Origin of the sequence: Azospira oryzae (assembly GCF_004217225.1) — a bacterium.
Taxonomy (GTDB): Bacteria; Pseudomonadota; Gammaproteobacteria; order Burkholderiales; family Rhodocyclaceae; genus Azospira; species Azospira oryzae.
This window is the reverse complement of the sequence record NZ_SHKM01000002.1, coordinates 180,258-196,531: the sequence shown is the minus strand read 5'-3', so window position 1 is coordinate 196,531 and position 16,274 is coordinate 180,258. Positions and strand designations below refer to the sequence as shown.

The window sequence follows — 16,274 nt, the reverse complement described above, 5'->3', positions numbered from 1 at the left end:
CCAGACAACGTAGGCTGCCCGGAACCGGTCCGGGCGGCTGAAAATCAGGGCCTAAATACTAGCATGTTATGATCAGGCGACCGCTCGTCGAAAAAGGCGGATTTCAATGGTTTCTGCTGCAAAAGATGGAGTTAAAGACCATGCGCATTTCCCGCAAGCTGGTGTTTTCCCTGGTTGCCATGCAGGTCCTGATCACCCTGGTCGGGGTGGTCGGCCTGAATCGTTTTGACCGGCTGGAGCAGTCCCTGGCCGAGATTTCCGATGTCTGGCAGCCCAGCATCCGGGCCGCTTCCGGCATCAATGCCGAGTCCCTGGACTTCCGCAACCGGGAGACCCAGCTGCTGATCGCCCGCAACAGCGCGGAAATCGACGACGCGGTAAAGCGCGGCAACCAGAATCTCGAGGCCTTGCGCAAGTTTGACCAGGCATTCCAGTCCCTGATCCATGGCGACGAAGAAAAAGCCCTCTATGCCGCCTACCGGGAAAAGCTGGAGGCCTACCTGGCGACCCACGAGCGGATGGTGGCCCTGGCCCGGGAAGGGCGGCGGGACGAGAGCATCGCCTATTTCGAGGGCGATTCGCGCAAGGCCATCCGCGCCCTGCGGCCCACCATCGACGCCATCGTGGACTACACCGTGAAGGGCGCCGAAAAGGCCCAGCAGGAGGCCCGCACCATTTCCCGGGTCGGCCAGATGTGGATCATCGGCATCAATCTGGTGGCCCTGGCCCTCGGTGCGGTGCTGGCTTTCTGGCTCTACGGTTCCATCGTCCGGCCCCTGCAGAAAATCCGCGAGGAAGTGCTGGGCATCGAACAGAGCGCCGACTTTACCCGCCAGCTCGACGCCCATGGCCACGATGAAATCGGCGAAACGGCCCAGTCGGTGAACCACCTTACCGCTTCGGTGCGCGCCGCCCTGCAATCCATGCTGGCCGGCATTGCCCAGGTGGCGTCTGCCGCCGACAGCCTGGCCGAGGCCTCGCGCCAGGTCTCCGCCGGCTCCGGCGCCCAGTCCGAGGCGGCATCCTCCATGGCGGCCACGGTGGAACAGCTGACGGTGAGCATCAACCAGGTGGCGGACAACGCCAGCCGGGCCTTCGAGCTGGCCCAGGCCTCCGGCCAGGCCTCCCGGGAAGGGGGCGGCGTCATCGCCAATGCGGTGGACTCCATGGGCGGCATCGCCCGCCGCATCGAGGAGACGGCCGCCGCCATCCGGGAACTGGGCGTGGCCTCCCAGGAAATTTCCGGCATCGTCCAGGTGATCAAGGAGGTGGCAGACCAGACCAATCTGCTGGCCCTCAACGCCGCCATCGAAGCCGCCCGGGCCGGGGAGCAGGGCCGGGGCTTCGCCGTGGTGGCCGACGAAGTGCGCAAGCTGGCCGAGCGCACCGCCCTGGCGACCCAGGACATCGCCGCCAAGATCGCCGCCATCCAGTCCGGCGTGGACCATGCCTCCTCCGGCATGGAGCAGGCCGTGGGCCTGGTGGAACAGGGCGTGACCCTGGCCGACACGGCCGGGGGCGCGGTGACCCGCATCACCGCCGGGGCGGCGGAGGTGGAGCAGGAGGTGAATGCCATCTCCGGCGCCCTGCGGGAGCAGGGGGAGGCCAGCAACCAGATCGCCGGCCACGTGGAGCAGATCGCCCAGATGAGCGAGGAAAACAACCGGGGCGCGGAGAACACCGCCCAGTTGTCCGGCAATCTGGCGGCCCTGGCCCAGGAGATGCGGCAGACGGCGGAACGCTTCAAGGTTTGAGCCGATACTGCTAGGCTTGCGGCCTTACGCCTCGCCTCCCGGTCTTTCCATGCTCATCCATCCCCAGTTCGATCCCATCGCCGTATCCCTCGGCCCCCTGGCCGTGCGCTGGTACGGCCTCATGTACCTGGTGGCCTTCGCCGCCTTCTATTTCCTCGGGCGCCAGCGCATCCGGCGCCGGCCCGACGGCGGCTGGAGTCTGGAACAGCTCGACGACCTGCTCTTCTGGGGCGTCCTCGGCGTGGTCCTGGGCGGGCGCCTGGGCCAGGTGTTGTTCTACGAGCCGGGCTACTACTTCGCCAATCCGGCGGAAATCCTGGCGGTGTGGAAGGGCGGCATGTCCTTCCACGGCGGCTTCCTCGGCGTGCTGGTGGCCATGGCCTGGTGGGGGCGCAAGCACGGCAAGTCCTTCTTCACCGTCACCGACTTCATCGCCCCCCTGGTGCCCTTGGGTCTTGCCGCCGGGCGCATCGGCAATTTCATCAACGGCGAACTGTGGGGCCGGGTGGCCGACGCCAGCCTGCCCTGGGCCATGATCTTCCCCCAGGTGGACAGCCAGCCGCGCCATCCCTCCCAGCTCTACCAGGCCGGGCTGGAAGGGCTGTGCCTGTTCGTCCTGCTGTGGCTCTACTCCACTAGGCCGCGGCCCACGGGCGCCGTCTCCGGCGTCTTCCTCATCGGCTACGGCGCCTTCCGCTTCATCGCCGAATACTTCCGCGAGCCCGATGCCGGCATCTTCGGCCACAGCTACGCCATCAGCATGGGCCAGTGGCTGTCCCTGCCCATGGTCGCCATCGGCGTCTTCATCCTGCTGCGGGCCCGGCGCCAGCCTTGACTTGCCGCGGGGCTTCTCTACCATCGGGGACACCCCCGCCGGAAGAAAAAGGAGAAGCCCCATGGCCACCGCCCCCAGCAAAGCCGCCACCGCCCTGCCGGCCAAGCAGCTGGCCCGCATCCGCGAACAACTGAAGGAATGTGCCGCCAGCCTGGGCGGCGAAGTTTCCGCCCGGGCCCGGGCCGCCCAGCTGGCGGAAACCTACCTCGGTCTGGACGATGGGGGCCGCCATGAATTCCTGCGCCTCATCGCCCTGGAGTTCGGCCCCGATCCCAAGCGCGTCGCTACCGCTCACAGCGCCTACCAGCAGGCCGTCGGCAGCCCCGCCCAGTGGGATGCGGAAGCCGCCTTGCGGGCCGCCATGCGTTCTTCCCGCATCCGCATCCTGACCCAGTTCAATGCCATTCCCCAGGGCGTGAAATTCCTGGTGGACCTGCGGGCCGACCTGCTGCGCTTCCTGGACAAGGACCCGGAACTGAAGGCCCTGGACCGGGAGCTGGAGAACCGCCTCACCTCCTGGTTCGACGTCGGCTTCCTGGAAATTTCCCGCCTCACCTGGCAGGCCCCGGCGGCCCTGCTGGAGAAGCTGATCCAGTACGAAGCGGTGCACGAGATCCGCTCCTGGAAGGACCTGAAGAACCGTCTCGACTCGGACCGGCGCTGCTACGCCTTTTTCCACCCGCGCATGCCGGTGGAGCCCCTCATCTTCGTCGAAGTGGCCCTGGTCAATAAGCTCTCCGACTCGGTGCAACACCTGCTGGACGAGGACGCCCCCACCGCCGACCCGCACCGGGCCGATACCGCCATTTTCTATTCCATCTCCAACACCCAGGTGGGCCTGCGCGGCGTCTCCTTCGGCAACTTCCTGCTGAAGCGGGTGATCGATGACCTCAAGCGTGACTTCCCCCGCCTCAAGACCTTCGCCACCCTTTCACCCCTGCCCACCCTGCGCCTGTGGGCCGACCGCAACCCGGAAGTGTTCGCCGCCTGCTTCGCGCCCGATCTGGCCAAGATCGCCAAGCATGCCGGCATCGAACCCGACGCCGATGCCCTGCGGGCCCTGCTGCCCAAGGGCGAATGGGCTGCAGATGCCCGTCTGGCGAGGCTCATCGAGCCGGGCCTGGTGCGTCTGGCCGCCCGCTACCTGCTCACCGGTAAGTCCGGCGACAAGCCCTTTGATCCGGTGGCCCGCTTCCACCTGGGCAACGGCGCCCGGGTGGAGCGCCTCAACTTCCTCGCCGACACCGCCGCCAAGGGCTTCAAACAGTCCTACGGCATGATGGTGAACTACCTGTACGAACCAGACGACCTGGAAGCCAACGTGGACGCCTTCGTCCGCGAAGGTCGCCTGGCGGCGGTGGCTGCGGTGAGACATGCGGCGAAGGGGTAGGTGAGAAACCCGCTTCCAATGAAGTGCTTGGTTTGTTCAGGTGGCGACAGTCTCGTATGGATTCGACGGGACACCATACTGACGAGGTTTGATTTGAATGACCTGGGATTTAGAGAATCTCAGGTCATTCAGGATTGCTATTTGTCGAACTGGTTTTCCGCAGATGCTCAGGGCAGGAAGTGCTTTCTCCCGCCGGTGCTCAATGTTGTAAACGGTAGTACCCAGTTCATTTCCGGACGACACCGCACTGCAGTTTTGCTCAAGCATTCAGAGCGACTGCCTATGGCTTTTCCTGCAGTTTCTTTCGCTTCATTGGCAGAGCGGAATTGGTTGCTATCACTGTCTGAGCGATCTATTGAGGCAGAGGAATTAATTGAGCTGCCTGATCTTCCTGTTCTTGATGTGATACCAGCGTAACTTGGCTTACCACCGTCGGCTGCCGCTGCCGCCGAGGATGGAGCCCAGCGCCCCGCGATGATTTGCCGGCCATCTGGGAGCCGATGGCGGGGGCAGCGCTATTGGCCATCTCATGCACGCCGCACTCAAGGCTGACGCTGCTCGTTTGAGGGCTGGGGCTGTAGGCCCCGGGGCCCTTACTGCTTCGTGTCAGAATCCCTGGGTATAGGTCAGGCGCCAGATGCGGGGTTCTGCCGGGTGGCTGTGCACATCCCATGTCTTGGCCGCCGCTTCTCCCCGCAGTCGGGACTCGTAGTAGTAGTCGATGTCGCTGGCCTTGCGGTTGAACAGGTTGAGCACTTCCAGGGTCAATTGGCTTTTGGCGGCCAGCTTGTAGCCCACGTTGAGATTGACCATCACCGAGCTGCCGGAACGCACCGAGTTGTTTTCGATCAGGGCCCGGGGGCCCAGGTAGCGCAGGCGCAGGCCGCCGCGCCAGGGGCCCAGGTCGTGCACGGCGACGCCGACAGAGGCTGTGCGTTCTACGGCGCCGGGGACGTGGTTGCCAACGCTACTGTCGTCGCGGAAGCGGGCCTTGGAGAGGGCGATGTCCGCATCCAGGGTCAGCCAGTCCCGGGGCGTCCAGTAGTTGGACCATTCCACGCCTTGGCGGTGGCTGGGGCGGCCGGCTTCGGTGGTGCCGGCGTCGCCGACGAAGAGCAGTTCTGAATCCAGGTCCAGGCGCCACAGGGCGACGCTGGTGTTCCAGCCGGGGGCCGGGGCGCTGCGCCAGCCCATTTCCTGGCCCCGGGATTTGACCAGGGCCGGCACCCGGGACATGGGGTCGCCCGGGTTGGAGGGATCGACGCGGATGGTGGTGCCGCGGGCGTCGTTGCTGTGGAAGCCCTGGCCCCAGTTGTAATAGAACTCCTGGTTGGCGAAGGGGCCGAAAATGAGGGACAGCTTGGGGCTGGTGATGCCGTCGTTTTCCTTGCCGGAATTGGCGGCCAGGCTGGAATCCACCTTGAAGCGGTAGCGGTCGTGGCGCAGGCCGGCGACGCTGCGCAGCCAGTCGGTCCACTGGGCGCCCCACTGGCCGTAGAGGCCCAGGCTGCCCTGGTTCACGCTGTCGCTGCGCACGGTGGACAGGCGCTGGCGGGCGGCGGTGCGGTACAGGCCCACGTTGTCGATGTCGTCCTGGCGGCCCTGCACGCCCCAGGTGAAGTCCCCTTCCTTACCCAGCCACTGCACCGGCTGGCTGCGGCTCCAGCCGAAGCCGCCGTAACGGCGCCGGTCGGCTTGCTCGAACTGGTCACCGTTGACCGGATCGTCCATGGCGTAGGTGAAGTTGGAGAAGAGGTTGAGCCGATAGTCCACCAGATAGGCGTTGGCCCGGGTCTGCACTGCCCCGTCCTGCCGTGCCCACTGGCCGGAGAGGGAGAGGCGCCGGGTGTTGCCGCCGGCGGTGGGGTCCAGGCTGCCGTAGCGGTTCACCAGGCCCTGGTCCACGGCCCGTCGCGCCAGCTGGTCGGTGGAGGTCCAGTCGCCGTCGTAGGCCATGAAGGCCACCGAGTGGCCGTTGTTGCGCGTGCCTTCCGAATAGCGCAGCACGCCGTTGAGGCGCTTGTAGTGCTCCGGCACTTCCCAGGGACCGTCGTTGTGGAACACCTCCACGGCGCCCAGCCAGCGGCCGCCGCCGGCGGTCTCCTTGTCGGCGGCGGTGAGCAGGCGGCGGTAGCCGTTGCTGCCGAGGCCGATGCTGACGTAGTCCTCCGGCAGGGCGCGGCGGTAGTCGATGCGGGCGCTGCCGGCGGAAGAGAAGTCGCCATCCTCGGCGGCGTAGGGGCCCTTCTTGTACTGGATGCGCTCCACCAGCTCGGGGATGAGGAAGTTGAGGTCCAGGTAGCCGTGGCCGTGGGCATGGGTCGGCAGGTTGATGGGCATGCCGTCGATGGCGACGGAGAAGTCGGTGCCGTGGTCCAGGTTGAAGCCGCGCAGGAAGTACTGGTTGGCTTTGCCGTCGCCGGCGTGCTGGGTGACGATGAGGCCGGGCACGGTTTCCAGCACTTCCGCCGGGCGCAGCAGGGGGCGGTTCTCCAGCTGCTTCGCCGTCACCGTGCCGACACTGGCGGCGTCGGCGACGCCGATCAGGTCCTGGGCGCCGGCCTTCACTTCGATCACGTCCAGGGTCGGCATGCCTGCGGCCCCTGCCTGGAGCGGCAATAGCAATGCGGCTCCCGGCAGGGCGCCGGCCAGCAGGGCCGTCCTTATTGCTGCCTGGAGGCGATGGTTTTGGCCAGGTGTGAAGATATTTTTATTTTTCATATCCGGGTGCGAGGACATTGGCAGGTGGTTGGATGACAGCGCAGGATCGGGCGGGCGGTTCAGGCCGGCAGGGGCCGGCGGGCGAGGCGCAGGGCGAGCAGGAAGCTGGCGGCGATGATGCACACCAGGGCGAAGCCGAAGGCTAGTTCCTTGCCGTCGCTCCAGGCTTCCACTGCGGGGGAAAGCATCTTGGCGGCGCCGAAGGCGGCCACCAGCAGGCTGACGGCGGAGACCACCAGGCCCATGACCCGGGAGGCCACCAGGGCCACCGTGTCGGCCCGGGCAATGAGGCGGGAGATCCACAGGCCGTTGATGCCGTCGGTGATGAGCATGCCCAGCATGAAGAGCAGGGAGAGGCCCAGGGCGTGCTCCCAGCCGCCGTGGCGGGTGGCGGTGAAGGCGAAGAGGGCGGCCTGGGACAGGGTGTCGAAGGAGAGGGCGAAGAGGGCGCCGACGGCGGCAACCAGCAGGGGGTGGCCGGCTTCGGTGAGGCGGCCGAGGAAGCGGCCCTTGATGCCGGCGGGGCGCACCATCTCGCCCGGAGCGGCGGCCAGCACGGCCCGCAGGTTCACGGCGCCGAGCAGGGTGAGGAAGGCGATGGAGATGAGGCCGCCCACCCATTCGAACCATTCGGGCACCTGCCACACGTCCGCCAGGGTGCCGACCGCCAGGGCGATGGCGACGACGATGGCGCCGTGGCCGAGGGAAAAGAGGGTGCCGCAGTAGCGCGCCAGGCCCGGGTTGCGCCGGCTGTTGAAGCGGGTGAGGCCGTCGATGGTGGCCAGGTGGTCGGCGTCGAAGCCGTGCTTCATGCCCAGGATCAACACCAGGGAAGCGAGGGCGAGCCAATTGTCGGGCAGGGTATCCACGGGCCGTGAGGGGGCCGCCGGCGGGCGGCAGAAGGTAAGAAAGTATGAAGAATAAACTTTCCGTCACACGATCGGGGTTGACCTGGATCAGAAAGCAGCAGGGAAATCCGGGGCGACGGACTCAATCCGCTCCATGGCCGGCCGGACTGGGGCCATGCAGGTGTACCGGCGGCAGGGCGCCGCCGGGGGCTTCAGGCGGCGGGAAGGTCCCGGGGCAGGGTCAGGCGGAACACGGCGCCGCCTTCGGGATGGTTGCTGGCGACGATGCGGCCGCCGTGGCGTTCGACGATGCCGTAAGAGATGGAAAGGCCCAGGCCCGTGCCTTCCCCCACCGGCTTGGTGGTGAAGAAGGGGTCGAAGAGGTGGCCCAGGGCTTCGTCGGGAATGCCGGGGCCGTTGTCGTGGAAGGTCAGGCGCAGTTCCCTGTCCCCCAGCTCGCCGCTGATCAGCAACTCTCCCCCGGGCTGGGCGGCGGTGGCCTGCAGGGCGTTCTGCACCAGGTTCATCACCACCTGCTGCAACTGCCCCGGGGAGCCCCGCAGGGGCAGCTCCGCCGGCAGCTCAGTGTGCACGGTAAAGCTGGGCGGGGCGCTCTTGGCCACCCAGCGCACCGCCCGCTGCACTACCTCGGCCAGGTTGAAACGTTCCGCCGCCTCCCGGTCCAGGGCGGAGAAGCGCTTGAGGCCGTCCACGATGTCCCGGGTGCGCTCGGCCCCTTCGATCATGCCGTCGATGAGGGGCGACATGTCTTCCAGGATGCGGTCGATGCGCAGTTCGCTGCGCAGCTCCTCCAGTTCCGGGATGCAGTCGCAGCCCCGGTTGTGTACCGCTTCCAGATAGGTTTCCAGGCGCCCGGCGTAGCGCTTCAGGGCCAGTACATTGCCCAGTACGAAGCTGATGGGGTTGTTCAGTTCATGGGCCACCCCGGCCACCAGGCGACCGAGGGAGGCCATCTTTTCCGAGTGCAGCAGCTGCTGCTGGGTGCGCTTCAAGTCCTCGTGGGTCTGCCGCAGTTCCCGGTAGGCCCGGCGCAGTTCCCCCACCGGGCGCCCGGTGACCACCATGCCGATCAGCTTGCCGGTGCCGGAGAGGCGGGGCGTCCAGTTGAAGGAAACGGGCACGGCACCGCCGTCCTCGGCCTGCAGGGGCAGCTCCACGTCCTGGGCGCCGTCGTGGCTCTGGCTGGCGAAGAAGCTGCGGGCCTTGTCCCGGGCCTTGTCGTCGGCGAAGAGGTCGAAGATGGAAGTGCCCTTGAGGGTCGGCTCGTCCCGTCCGGTGTAGCGCTGGAAGGCCGGGTTCACCTCCTCGATGGCGCCGTGGCGGTCGCACACCACCAGGATGTCGGACATGGAGGCGAGGATGCTGGCGATGAAGCGGTGGGACTCCTCCAGGGCGGCGTTGTTCTGCTCCAGGGCCACTTCGTACTGCAGCAGGTCGTTGTAGACCTCGTCCATTTTCTGGATCACCTCGATCCACACCTTCTCGTTCACCCCCTCCAGCAGCTGGGCCGGCTCCGGCAGCAGGCTGCCGTCGAGCAGGGGGCGGGCGGGACGCTTGGCGGTCATGGCGGCGGGACTAGCGGCTGGGCTTCAGGTGCAGGTGGCGATAGCCGTGGCCGTGGGCATGGCTGTGCTTGTGGCTGTGCTGCTTCTGGCTCTCGTCCAGTTCCACGGTGACCAGGTTGAGCTGGCCGTGGCGCACGCCGCGCTCGGCCATGAGGGCCTGGGCGAAGGCCCGCACGTCCTCCGTCGGGCCCTTGAGGATGGTGCTCTCGATGCAGTGCTCGTGGTCCAGGTGGGCGTGCAGGGTGGACACGGTGAGGTCGTGGTGGTCGTGCTGGATGGAAGTGAGGCGCTCCGCCAGTTCTCGCTCGTGGTGGTTGTAGACGTAGGAGAGGTTGGCGACGCAGTGGTCCGATTCCTTGCGCGCCTGGCGCCAGGTTTCCAGCTGGGAGCGGAGGATGTCGCGCACCGCCTCTGAGCGGTTGCTGTAGCCCCGGGCGGCGATGAGGGCGTCGAATTCCCGGGCCAGGTCCTCGTCCAGGGAAATGGTGATGCGTTCCATGCGTTCTCCCTCGCCGGCGGGCGGAAGGCCGCGGAATGCGGCAGGCCGGCGCAATGCCCGCCAGTCTACCAAAAGGCACCGGGCTTCACGGCGGCGCCGGGGTCTTTGCCGCAAAAGAAAAGGCCCGCCGGAGCGGGCCTGGGGATGCGGTGCGCCGCCATGGGCAGCGCCTCGATGCTCAGCCGCGTTGCTGCAGGGCGGCGATGCGCTCCTCGATGGGCGGGTGGCTGGAGAAGAGGCTCATCCAGCCCTTGCCGCCGGCGATGCCGGAGGCCGCCATATTGGCCGGCAGGGGCTCGGGGGACAAGCCACCGAGGCGCTGCAGGGCCGCCATCATGGGGCGCGGGTTGTTGCCCATGAGCCGGGCGGCGCCGGCATCGGCCCGGAATTCCCGCTGGCGGGAGAAGTACATGACGATCATGGAGGCGAGGATGCCGAAGACGATGTCGCACACCACCACCGTCACCATGTAGCCGAGCCCGGGGCCGGAGGATTCCTCGTTGTCCTTGCGCAGGAAGCTGTCCACCAGATAGCCGACCACCCGGGCCAGGAAGAAGACGAAGGTGTTCACCACGCCCTGGATCAGGGTCAGGGTCACCATGTCGCCGTTGGCCACGTGGGCCACCTCGTGGGCCAGCACCGCCTCCACTTCCTCCCTGCTCATGGATTGCAGCAGGCCGGTGGACACGGCCACCAGGGAGTTGTTGCGGCTGGGGCCGGTGGCGAAGGCGTTGGCCTCGCCCTCGTAGATGGCCACTTCCGGCATGGGCAGGCCGGCGTTCTTGGCCAGGCGGGCGACGGTGTCCACCAGCCAGGCTTCGGTGGGGTTGCGCGGCTGCTCGATGACCTGGGCGCCGGTACTCCACTTGGCCATGGGCTTGGACAGCCACAAGGAAATGAAGGAGCCGCCGAAGCCCATCACCGCGGCGAACCCCAGCAGCATGGGCAGGTTGAGGCCGTTGGCGGTGAGGAAGCGGTTGAGGCCCAGCAGGTTGATGACCAGGCCCAGGACCACCATGATGGCCAGGTTGGTGGCAAGGAAGATCAGAACGCGTTTCATGGTATTGCTCCGGTAAAGACTGGATCAGAAGGCAGGTTGCAGATTGAGCTCCGCCTCTTCGGCGGCGGGCAGGCGGCGGGCCAGACGGCCCTGGCGGCGCAGGGGGGCGACGCTGCGCCGCAGGGTCCGGGCCAGGGCCTGGGCAGCCCGGTGGGCGGCGCCGTCGATGGCGGCCCGCAGGTCGCCGGCCACGTCGCTGACCACCAGCGGGGCCTGGCCGTCCACTTCCACCTGGATGCGGCACAGCTTGTCCACGCCGCCGCGGTGGCCGTTGCGGTCCATCAGGCGCACGGTGACGGCGCGGATGCGATGGCGGCTGCGGTCCAGGGCGAAGCCGAGGCGATGGGCGACGTAGCTGCGGATCTCGGCACCGATGTCGATGCGACGGGCGATGATGGTGGGTTGCATGGCGTCCTCCTGTGGCAGAAAGCGAATCGAGAACGCAGCTTAGGGGCTTTCGTCGTCAGGAAAAAGCAGAGAGAATCGAATCATTACTTCGTAAAATACTGAACATGAGCGCCCCCAACACCTCCCCGGCCAGCCTCAACCACCGCCATCTCCATTATTTCTGGGTGGTGGCCAAAGAAGGCGGCATCAGTCGCGCCGCCGAGCGCCTGGGGGTGGCGGTGCAGACCATCAGCGCCCAGCTGAAGGAACTGGAACAGTCCCTCGGTACCACCCTGTTCACCCAGGAGGGGCGGCGCCTGGTGCTGACCGAGGCGGGCCGCACCGCCCTGCATTACGCCGACCAGATTTTCCTCCTCGGCGAGCAGCTGCAGGAGGCCCTGCAGCTCCAGTCTGCCGCCGCCAGCCTGAAGCTGACCGTGGGCATTTCCGACGCCCTGCCCAAGCTCATCGCCTACCGCCTGCTGCAGGCCGCCATCGACCTGCCCCAGCCGGTGCGCCTGGTCTGCCATGAAGGGGAATTCGACGAACTGCTGGCCGACCTGGCCCTGCACAAGCTGGATGTGGTGCTCACCGACCGTCCCGCCGGCAGCCGTCCCAATCTGCGGGTGTACAGCCATCCCCTGGGGGAGTGCCGCATGGGGGTTTTCGCCACGGCGGAGCTGGCGGCGCGCTACGGCCCCGGCTTCCCCGATTCCCTCAACGGCGCCCCCCTCTTGCTGCCGACCCGGGACACGGCCCTGCGCGGCCGCATCGACGCCTGGCTCTCGGCCCGCAACCTGCGGCCCGACGTGGTGGGGGAATTCGAGGACAGCGCCCTGATGATGACCTTCGGCCGTTCCGGCCTGGGCCTCTTCCCGGCCCCGACCCTGCTGGCCGACGCCCTGGAGGAGCAGTTCCGCGCCCGCCCGGTGGGCGGCATGGAGGACGTGCGGGAGCAGTTCTATGCCATCTCCAACGAGCGCAAGATCCGCCACCCGGCGGTGGAGGCCATCCGCCAGGGGGCGGAGAAGCTGCCTTTGGGATAGGGCTGGAAGGCAGGCGGGACGGGGCTGCTAGCCAGCCCCTGCCTGAAATGCCCGTACTTGCTGGATCGCCGGCCGGTGCCTAATGCACCGTGCACACCATGCACGGATCGAAGGAGCGCACCACGTGCTGCACCAGCACCGGCGCCGCTTCGTCCTTGGGGATGGGCAGGCCCACCAGGGCCTGTTCCAGGGGGCCGGGGGTGCCGGCGGCATCCCGGGGAGAGAAGTTCCAGGTGGTGGGGGCGATGATCTGGTAGCCGGCGATGGCGCCGTGCTTCACCGTCAGCCAGTGGCCCAGGCTGCCCCGGGCGGCTTCGGTGAGGCCGACACCGACGGCGGTATCCGGCAGTTCGCCGTGGGCGCAGAAAGGTTCGCCGGGGGCCAGCTGCTGCACCCAGTTTTCCATGGCCGGGATGAGGGCGGCGATTTCCAGCATGCGGGCGACGATGCGGGCGGTGACATTGCCGCCGGCGGATTTTCCTTGCCCGTTACGCACCAGGTCCTGGGCCAGGGGCTGGCCGGCCACCAGCTGCCGTGCCAGGGCGCCCACCTCGGCCACCTGGCCGCCGTAGCGGGGGGCCTTGCACCAGGTGTAGGCATCCTCCTTCTCCAGCAGGGGCCGGGTCTGGCCCTGGGCGGGAGCCTGGGGGGCGTCGCCGGCCAGCCAGGCGTGGCTCAGGTCCTCGACGATACGGGCGGTGTCCAGCTCGGCGCGGCGGCCCTTGGCCCCGTCCCAGACGCCGGCGGGGAAGAGGCTGCCGACGGAGCCCGGATAGGCGCCGACGCTCAGGAAAAGATTGCCGGCCTGGCCCACCCGCTGCAGGCCCAGGTCGTCGGCCAGGGCCAGGAAGCGGGGAAAGTCGGCCTGGCGTCCGGCGGCCCAGGCCCGCAAGGCGTCGGCCGAATCCAGGGCGGCCACGGTTTCCAGGGCGTCGCCGAAGAGGGTGCTTTCCAGCCAGGCGCGGAACTCCCGCAGCACGGCGTAGAGGCGGATCTTCTCCGCCGCCAGCACCGCCCGGGTGGTGCCGCCGGGCTGCAGGGCCATGGTGTGGGGCCATTTGCCGGCCAGGTAGCCCTGCAGGCGCATGAAACCGGCCCGGGCGGGCAGCATCTCCGCCGTGGCCCGTCCCGTCTGGGCCTTGAAGCGGCCTTCGGTCTCGGCGAACCAGGGCTTGGCGGCGTAGGCGGCCCGGGCGAAGTCCGGCATGAAAAAGAGGTAGAAGTGGGTCAGGTGGTCCGCCAGGTTTTCCCCGGCCTGGATCAGGTTGCGGGCGAGGCGGCCGTTGGGCGGCGGGATCAGGCCCATGGCCTCGGCCAGGGCGCTGGCGGCGGCGGCCGACTGGGCCACGGAGCAGATGCCGCAGATGCGCGGCACGATGGCCAGGGCGTCCAGCGGCGCCTTGCCCAGCAGCATAGGCTCGAAGCCGCGGTAGAGGGGGGCGTTCACCCGGGCCGAGTGCACGGCGCCGTCGCTCACCTCCAGGCTCACTTCCAGATCGCCTTCGACCCGGTTGAAGGGACCCAACACCAGCTTGCTCATTTCAACCCCGTCTTGCGGATAGCCGGCATCACCACCGGATGGTCGGCGGCGGCGTTTTCCCGCACCCGTTTCGGGGTGGCCGATTTCGACAGGGCGGCGAGGGCGACGAACCAGGCCTTGGGCATGTCCGAGGGCAGGCCGATGGGAATACCCGCCACCTTCGGCGTTTCCATGAAGGGATGGCCCGGCTCCTCGAAGCCCGGCTCGGTGCAGGAGATGCAGGGGTAGCCGCCGCGCAGGCAGGAGCCGACGCCGTTCCATACCCGGGTGTTGCAGTCGGCATGGGCCTGGGTGCCCTTGCAGCCCAGGTTCTCCATGAGGCAGCCCAGTTCCGAGGGCTTGTGGGCGCTGGCCTTGAATTCGTAGAACTCGTTGCGCGGGCAGCCGTGGTGCACCAGCTGGTCCGAATAGAAACGGGGGCGCTGCAGGGCGTCCAGATCTTTGTTGTCGAGCTGGCCCAGGGCCAGGGCCATGAGGCTGTCCACCACCCAGCCCGGGTGGGTCGGGCAGCCAGCCACGTTCACCACCGGCAGGCCGGCGGCGCTCTGCCACTCGGCGCCCAGGATGCCGCCCTTTTCGTCGCCCTCGAACTGCAGGCCGCAGGCGTCGGTGCTGTTCTCCCCCGCCGCCGGCATGCCGCCGAAGGCGGTGCAGGAGCCGATGGCGAAGACGTGGCGGGCCTGGGTGGCCAGGCGCTGGACCCAGTCCAGCATGGGAATGCCGGTGCCGGCCAGGATGTGGAAACGTCCGCTACCATTGGGCCCCCGCAGCACGGCGCCCTCGACGCAGAGGATGTCCACCGGCACCTTGCCGCTGGCAGCGTCTTCGAGGATGGCCAGGGCCTCGGGGCCGGAAGCTTCGGAGAGGGCCGGGTGGAAGAGCACGCGGATGCCCACGTCCTCCAGCTGCCGCAGCAGGTCCCGGGCGTCGGCGCCGAGCAGGGAGAGGGTGCAGCCGCCGCAACCGCCGGCCTGGAGCCAGAGTAGGTTCATGAAAATCTTTTAGCCACAGAGGACACAGAGAGCACAGAGGGTGTCCTCTGGAATTTGCCGTTCCTCACGCTTGAAGCAAGCGCCGACCGTTGCACAGCCCGGAAAAACTCTGTGCCCTCTGTGCCCTCTGTGGCAACGAATCTAAGCATCACCCCTTCTCCAGCCCGTAGCGCACCAGCTTGTTGCGCAGGCCGACGCGGGAGAGGCCCAGGTCGGCGGCGGCCTTGGATTTGTTCCAGCGGTGGCGGATCAGGGCCTCCTTCACCACCTTGGCCTCCAGCTGCTCCATGCGCTCCTTGAGGCCGCCGGAAAGGTCGGCGAGGAAGGACAGTTCCGCATCCTCATGGACCCCCACCGGGGCCCGCAGCACCCGGGGCGAAAGCAGCTCGGCGCCCAGTTGCTTGCCTTCGCACAGGGCCAGCATGCGCAGGATCTCGTTCTGCAGTTCCCGCACGTTGCCGGGCCAGCGGTAGGCGGCGATACAGGCCAGGGTCTCGGTGGTGAAGCCCTGCACGGTCTTGCCCAGGGCTTTCTGGGAGGCTTCCAGCAGGCGCTGGGCCAGCAGGGGAATGTCCATGGGCCGCTCCCGCAGGGGTGGCACGTGCAGGGTGACGGTGGCCAGGCGGTAGTAGAGATCCTCGCGGAAGCGGCCTTCCCGCACCTCGGCCTCCAGGTCCCGGTTGGTGGCGGCGATGACGCGCACATTGACGCTCACCGGCCGGGGGCTGCCGAGGGGGCGGAACTCGCCCTCCTGCAGCACCCGCAAGAGCTTCACCTGGAAGGCCGGGGAGGTCTCGCCGATTTCGTCGAGGAAGATGGTGCCGCCGTCGGCCTGCTGGAAGAGGCCGATGCGGTCCTCGTAGGCGCCGGTGAAGGCGCCCCGCTTGTAGCCGAACAGTTCCGCTTCCAGCAGCTGGTCCGGCAGGGCGCCGCAGTTCTCCACGACGAAGGCCTGGCGGTCGCGGCGGCTCTGGTAGTGGATGGCCCGGGCCAGCATTTCCTTGCCGGTGCCCGATTCGCCCATGAGCAGCACCGAGAGGTCGTAGGGGGCGATGCGCTGCACCATGTCGCAGACCGGATTCATGGGGCTGCCGGCGCTGCGGGTGAGGCCGTCCAGGCCCAGCTCCCGCTTCACCCGCTCGTACTTCATCTCCACCTTGCTCGCCAGCACCGGCTCGGCGGCGCGCAGTTCCAGGGAGAGGCGCTGGTTGTCCTGCTGCAGGCGCCAGACGTTGGCGGCGCTCTTCAAGGTCAGCAACAGCTGTTCCGGCTGCCAGGGTTTGAGCAGGTACTGGTAGATGCCGGCCTCGTTGATGCCGGCAATGATGTCGCCGGCCTCGGTGTAGCCGGAGAGGACGATGCGCACCACGTCGGGCCAGCGCTGGCGCACCTCGGTGAGGAAAGCGACGCCGGAGGTGCCGGGCATGCGCTGGTCGCACAGAACCACCTGCACGCCACGGCCCGCCTGCTCCCGCTCCATGATGGTCAGGGCCTCGTCGGCGCCGGAGGCGGTGAAGACGCTGAAGTCTTCCTCCAGGGTGCGGCGCAGGGCCTCCTGGGAGCGGACTTCATCGTCCACCACGAGGACGGCGGGCAGGGCGGGGACGTTTTTCATG

The 16,274-nt window shown here is 67.8% G+C and carries 13 protein-coding genes; 4 read left to right on the top strand and 9 right to left on the bottom strand.

The genetic code is table 11. The features are described from left to right. Positions 1 to 140 precede the first annotated feature (140 nt). From EV678_RS10095 to EV678_RS10085, 3 genes are all read left to right on the top strand, one after another. Complete coding sequence (locus EV678_RS10095; protein ID WP_014236226.1) at positions 141 to 1,754, top strand: methyl-accepting chemotaxis protein; 1,614 nt, start codon at positions 141 to 143, stop codon at positions 1,752 to 1,754. A 49-nt stretch (positions 1,755 to 1,803) separates the two neighbouring features. Further along, entirely contained in the window at positions 1,804 to 2,589 is a 786-nt protein-coding gene (gene lgt / locus EV678_RS10090; RefSeq protein WP_130459437.1) for a prolipoprotein diacylglyceryl transferase, read from the top strand. A 61-nt stretch (positions 2,590 to 2,650) separates the two neighbouring features. Next, positions 2,651 to 3,979 (top strand): malonyl-CoA decarboxylase, encoded by a 1,329-nt coding sequence (locus tag EV678_RS10085; protein ID WP_130459436.1) that lies wholly within the window; start codon positions 2,651 to 2,653, stop codon positions 3,977 to 3,979. 606 nt (positions 3,980 to 4,585) lie between these two features. On the opposite strand, the gene EV678_RS10080 is transcribed toward EV678_RS10085, so the two are convergent. The 6 genes from EV678_RS10080 to EV678_RS10055 form a co-directional block, all read right to left on the bottom strand. Further along, complete coding sequence (locus tag EV678_RS10080) at positions 4,586 to 6,571, bottom strand: TonB-dependent receptor (protein ID WP_235832446.1); 1,986 nt, start codon at positions 6,569 to 6,571, stop codon at positions 4,586 to 4,588. A 188-nt stretch (positions 6,572 to 6,759) separates the two neighbouring features. Then, positions 6,760 to 7,569 carry a HoxN/HupN/NixA family nickel/cobalt transporter gene (locus EV678_RS10075; protein WP_130459435.1) on the bottom strand — a complete coding sequence of 270 codons (810 nt, stop codon included), beginning with the start codon at positions 7,567 to 7,569 and terminating at the stop codon, positions 6,760 to 6,762. A gap of 191 nt (positions 7,570 to 7,760) precedes the next feature. Beyond that, a complete protein-coding gene (locus EV678_RS10070; RefSeq protein WP_130459434.1) occupies positions 7,761 to 9,134 on the bottom strand; it encodes a sensor histidine kinase in 1,374 nt (457 codons plus the stop codon). A 10-nt stretch (positions 9,135 to 9,144) separates the two neighbouring features. Further along, complete coding sequence (gene nikR, locus EV678_RS10065) at positions 9,145 to 9,633, bottom strand: nickel-responsive transcriptional regulator NikR (protein ID WP_014236251.1); 489 nt, start codon at positions 9,631 to 9,633, stop codon at positions 9,145 to 9,147. Between the two features lie 178 nt (positions 9,634 to 9,811). Beyond that, positions 9,812 to 10,693, bottom strand: coding sequence for a protease HtpX (htpX, locus tag EV678_RS10060; RefSeq protein ID WP_014236252.1), 882 nt, complete (start codon positions 10,691 to 10,693; stop codon positions 9,812 to 9,814). Between the two features lie 24 nt (positions 10,694 to 10,717). Then, the gene (locus EV678_RS10055) at positions 10,718 to 11,101 is read right to left on the bottom strand and encodes an HPF/RaiA family ribosome-associated protein (RefSeq protein ID WP_014236253.1); all 384 of its coding nucleotides are present in this window, start codon (positions 11,099 to 11,101) and stop codon (positions 10,718 to 10,720) included. Between the two features lie 104 nt (positions 11,102 to 11,205). On the opposite strand from EV678_RS10055, the gene nhaR reads away from it, so the two are divergent. After that, positions 11,206 to 12,126: a transcriptional activator NhaR gene (gene nhaR / locus EV678_RS10050; RefSeq protein ID WP_130459433.1), complete on the top strand. Its 921-nt coding sequence runs from the start codon at positions 11,206 to 11,208 to the stop codon at positions 12,124 to 12,126. Positions 12,127 to 12,205: 79 nt separating this feature from the next. Here the strand turns inward: nhaR and EV678_RS10045 are convergent, their stop codons facing one another. The 3 genes from EV678_RS10045 to EV678_RS10035 all read right to left on the bottom strand — a co-directional run bounded on the left by EV678_RS10045 (position 12,206) and on the right by EV678_RS10035 (position 16,273). After that, a complete protein-coding gene (locus tag EV678_RS10045; protein ID WP_130459432.1) occupies positions 12,206 to 13,666 on the bottom strand; it encodes a nickel-dependent hydrogenase large subunit in 1,461 nt (486 codons plus the stop codon). Further along, entirely contained in the window at positions 13,663 to 14,658 is a 996-nt protein-coding gene (locus tag EV678_RS10040; protein WP_130459431.1) for an NADH-quinone oxidoreductase subunit B family protein, read from the bottom strand. The genes EV678_RS10045 and EV678_RS10040 overlap by 4 nt, the downstream gene beginning before the upstream one ends. A gap of 148 nt (positions 14,659 to 14,806) precedes the next feature. Then, complete coding sequence (locus EV678_RS10035; RefSeq protein WP_130459430.1) at positions 14,807 to 16,273, bottom strand: sigma-54-dependent transcriptional regulator; 1,467 nt, start codon at positions 16,271 to 16,273, stop codon at positions 14,807 to 14,809. Between the last annotated feature and the right edge of the window lies 1 nt (position 16,274).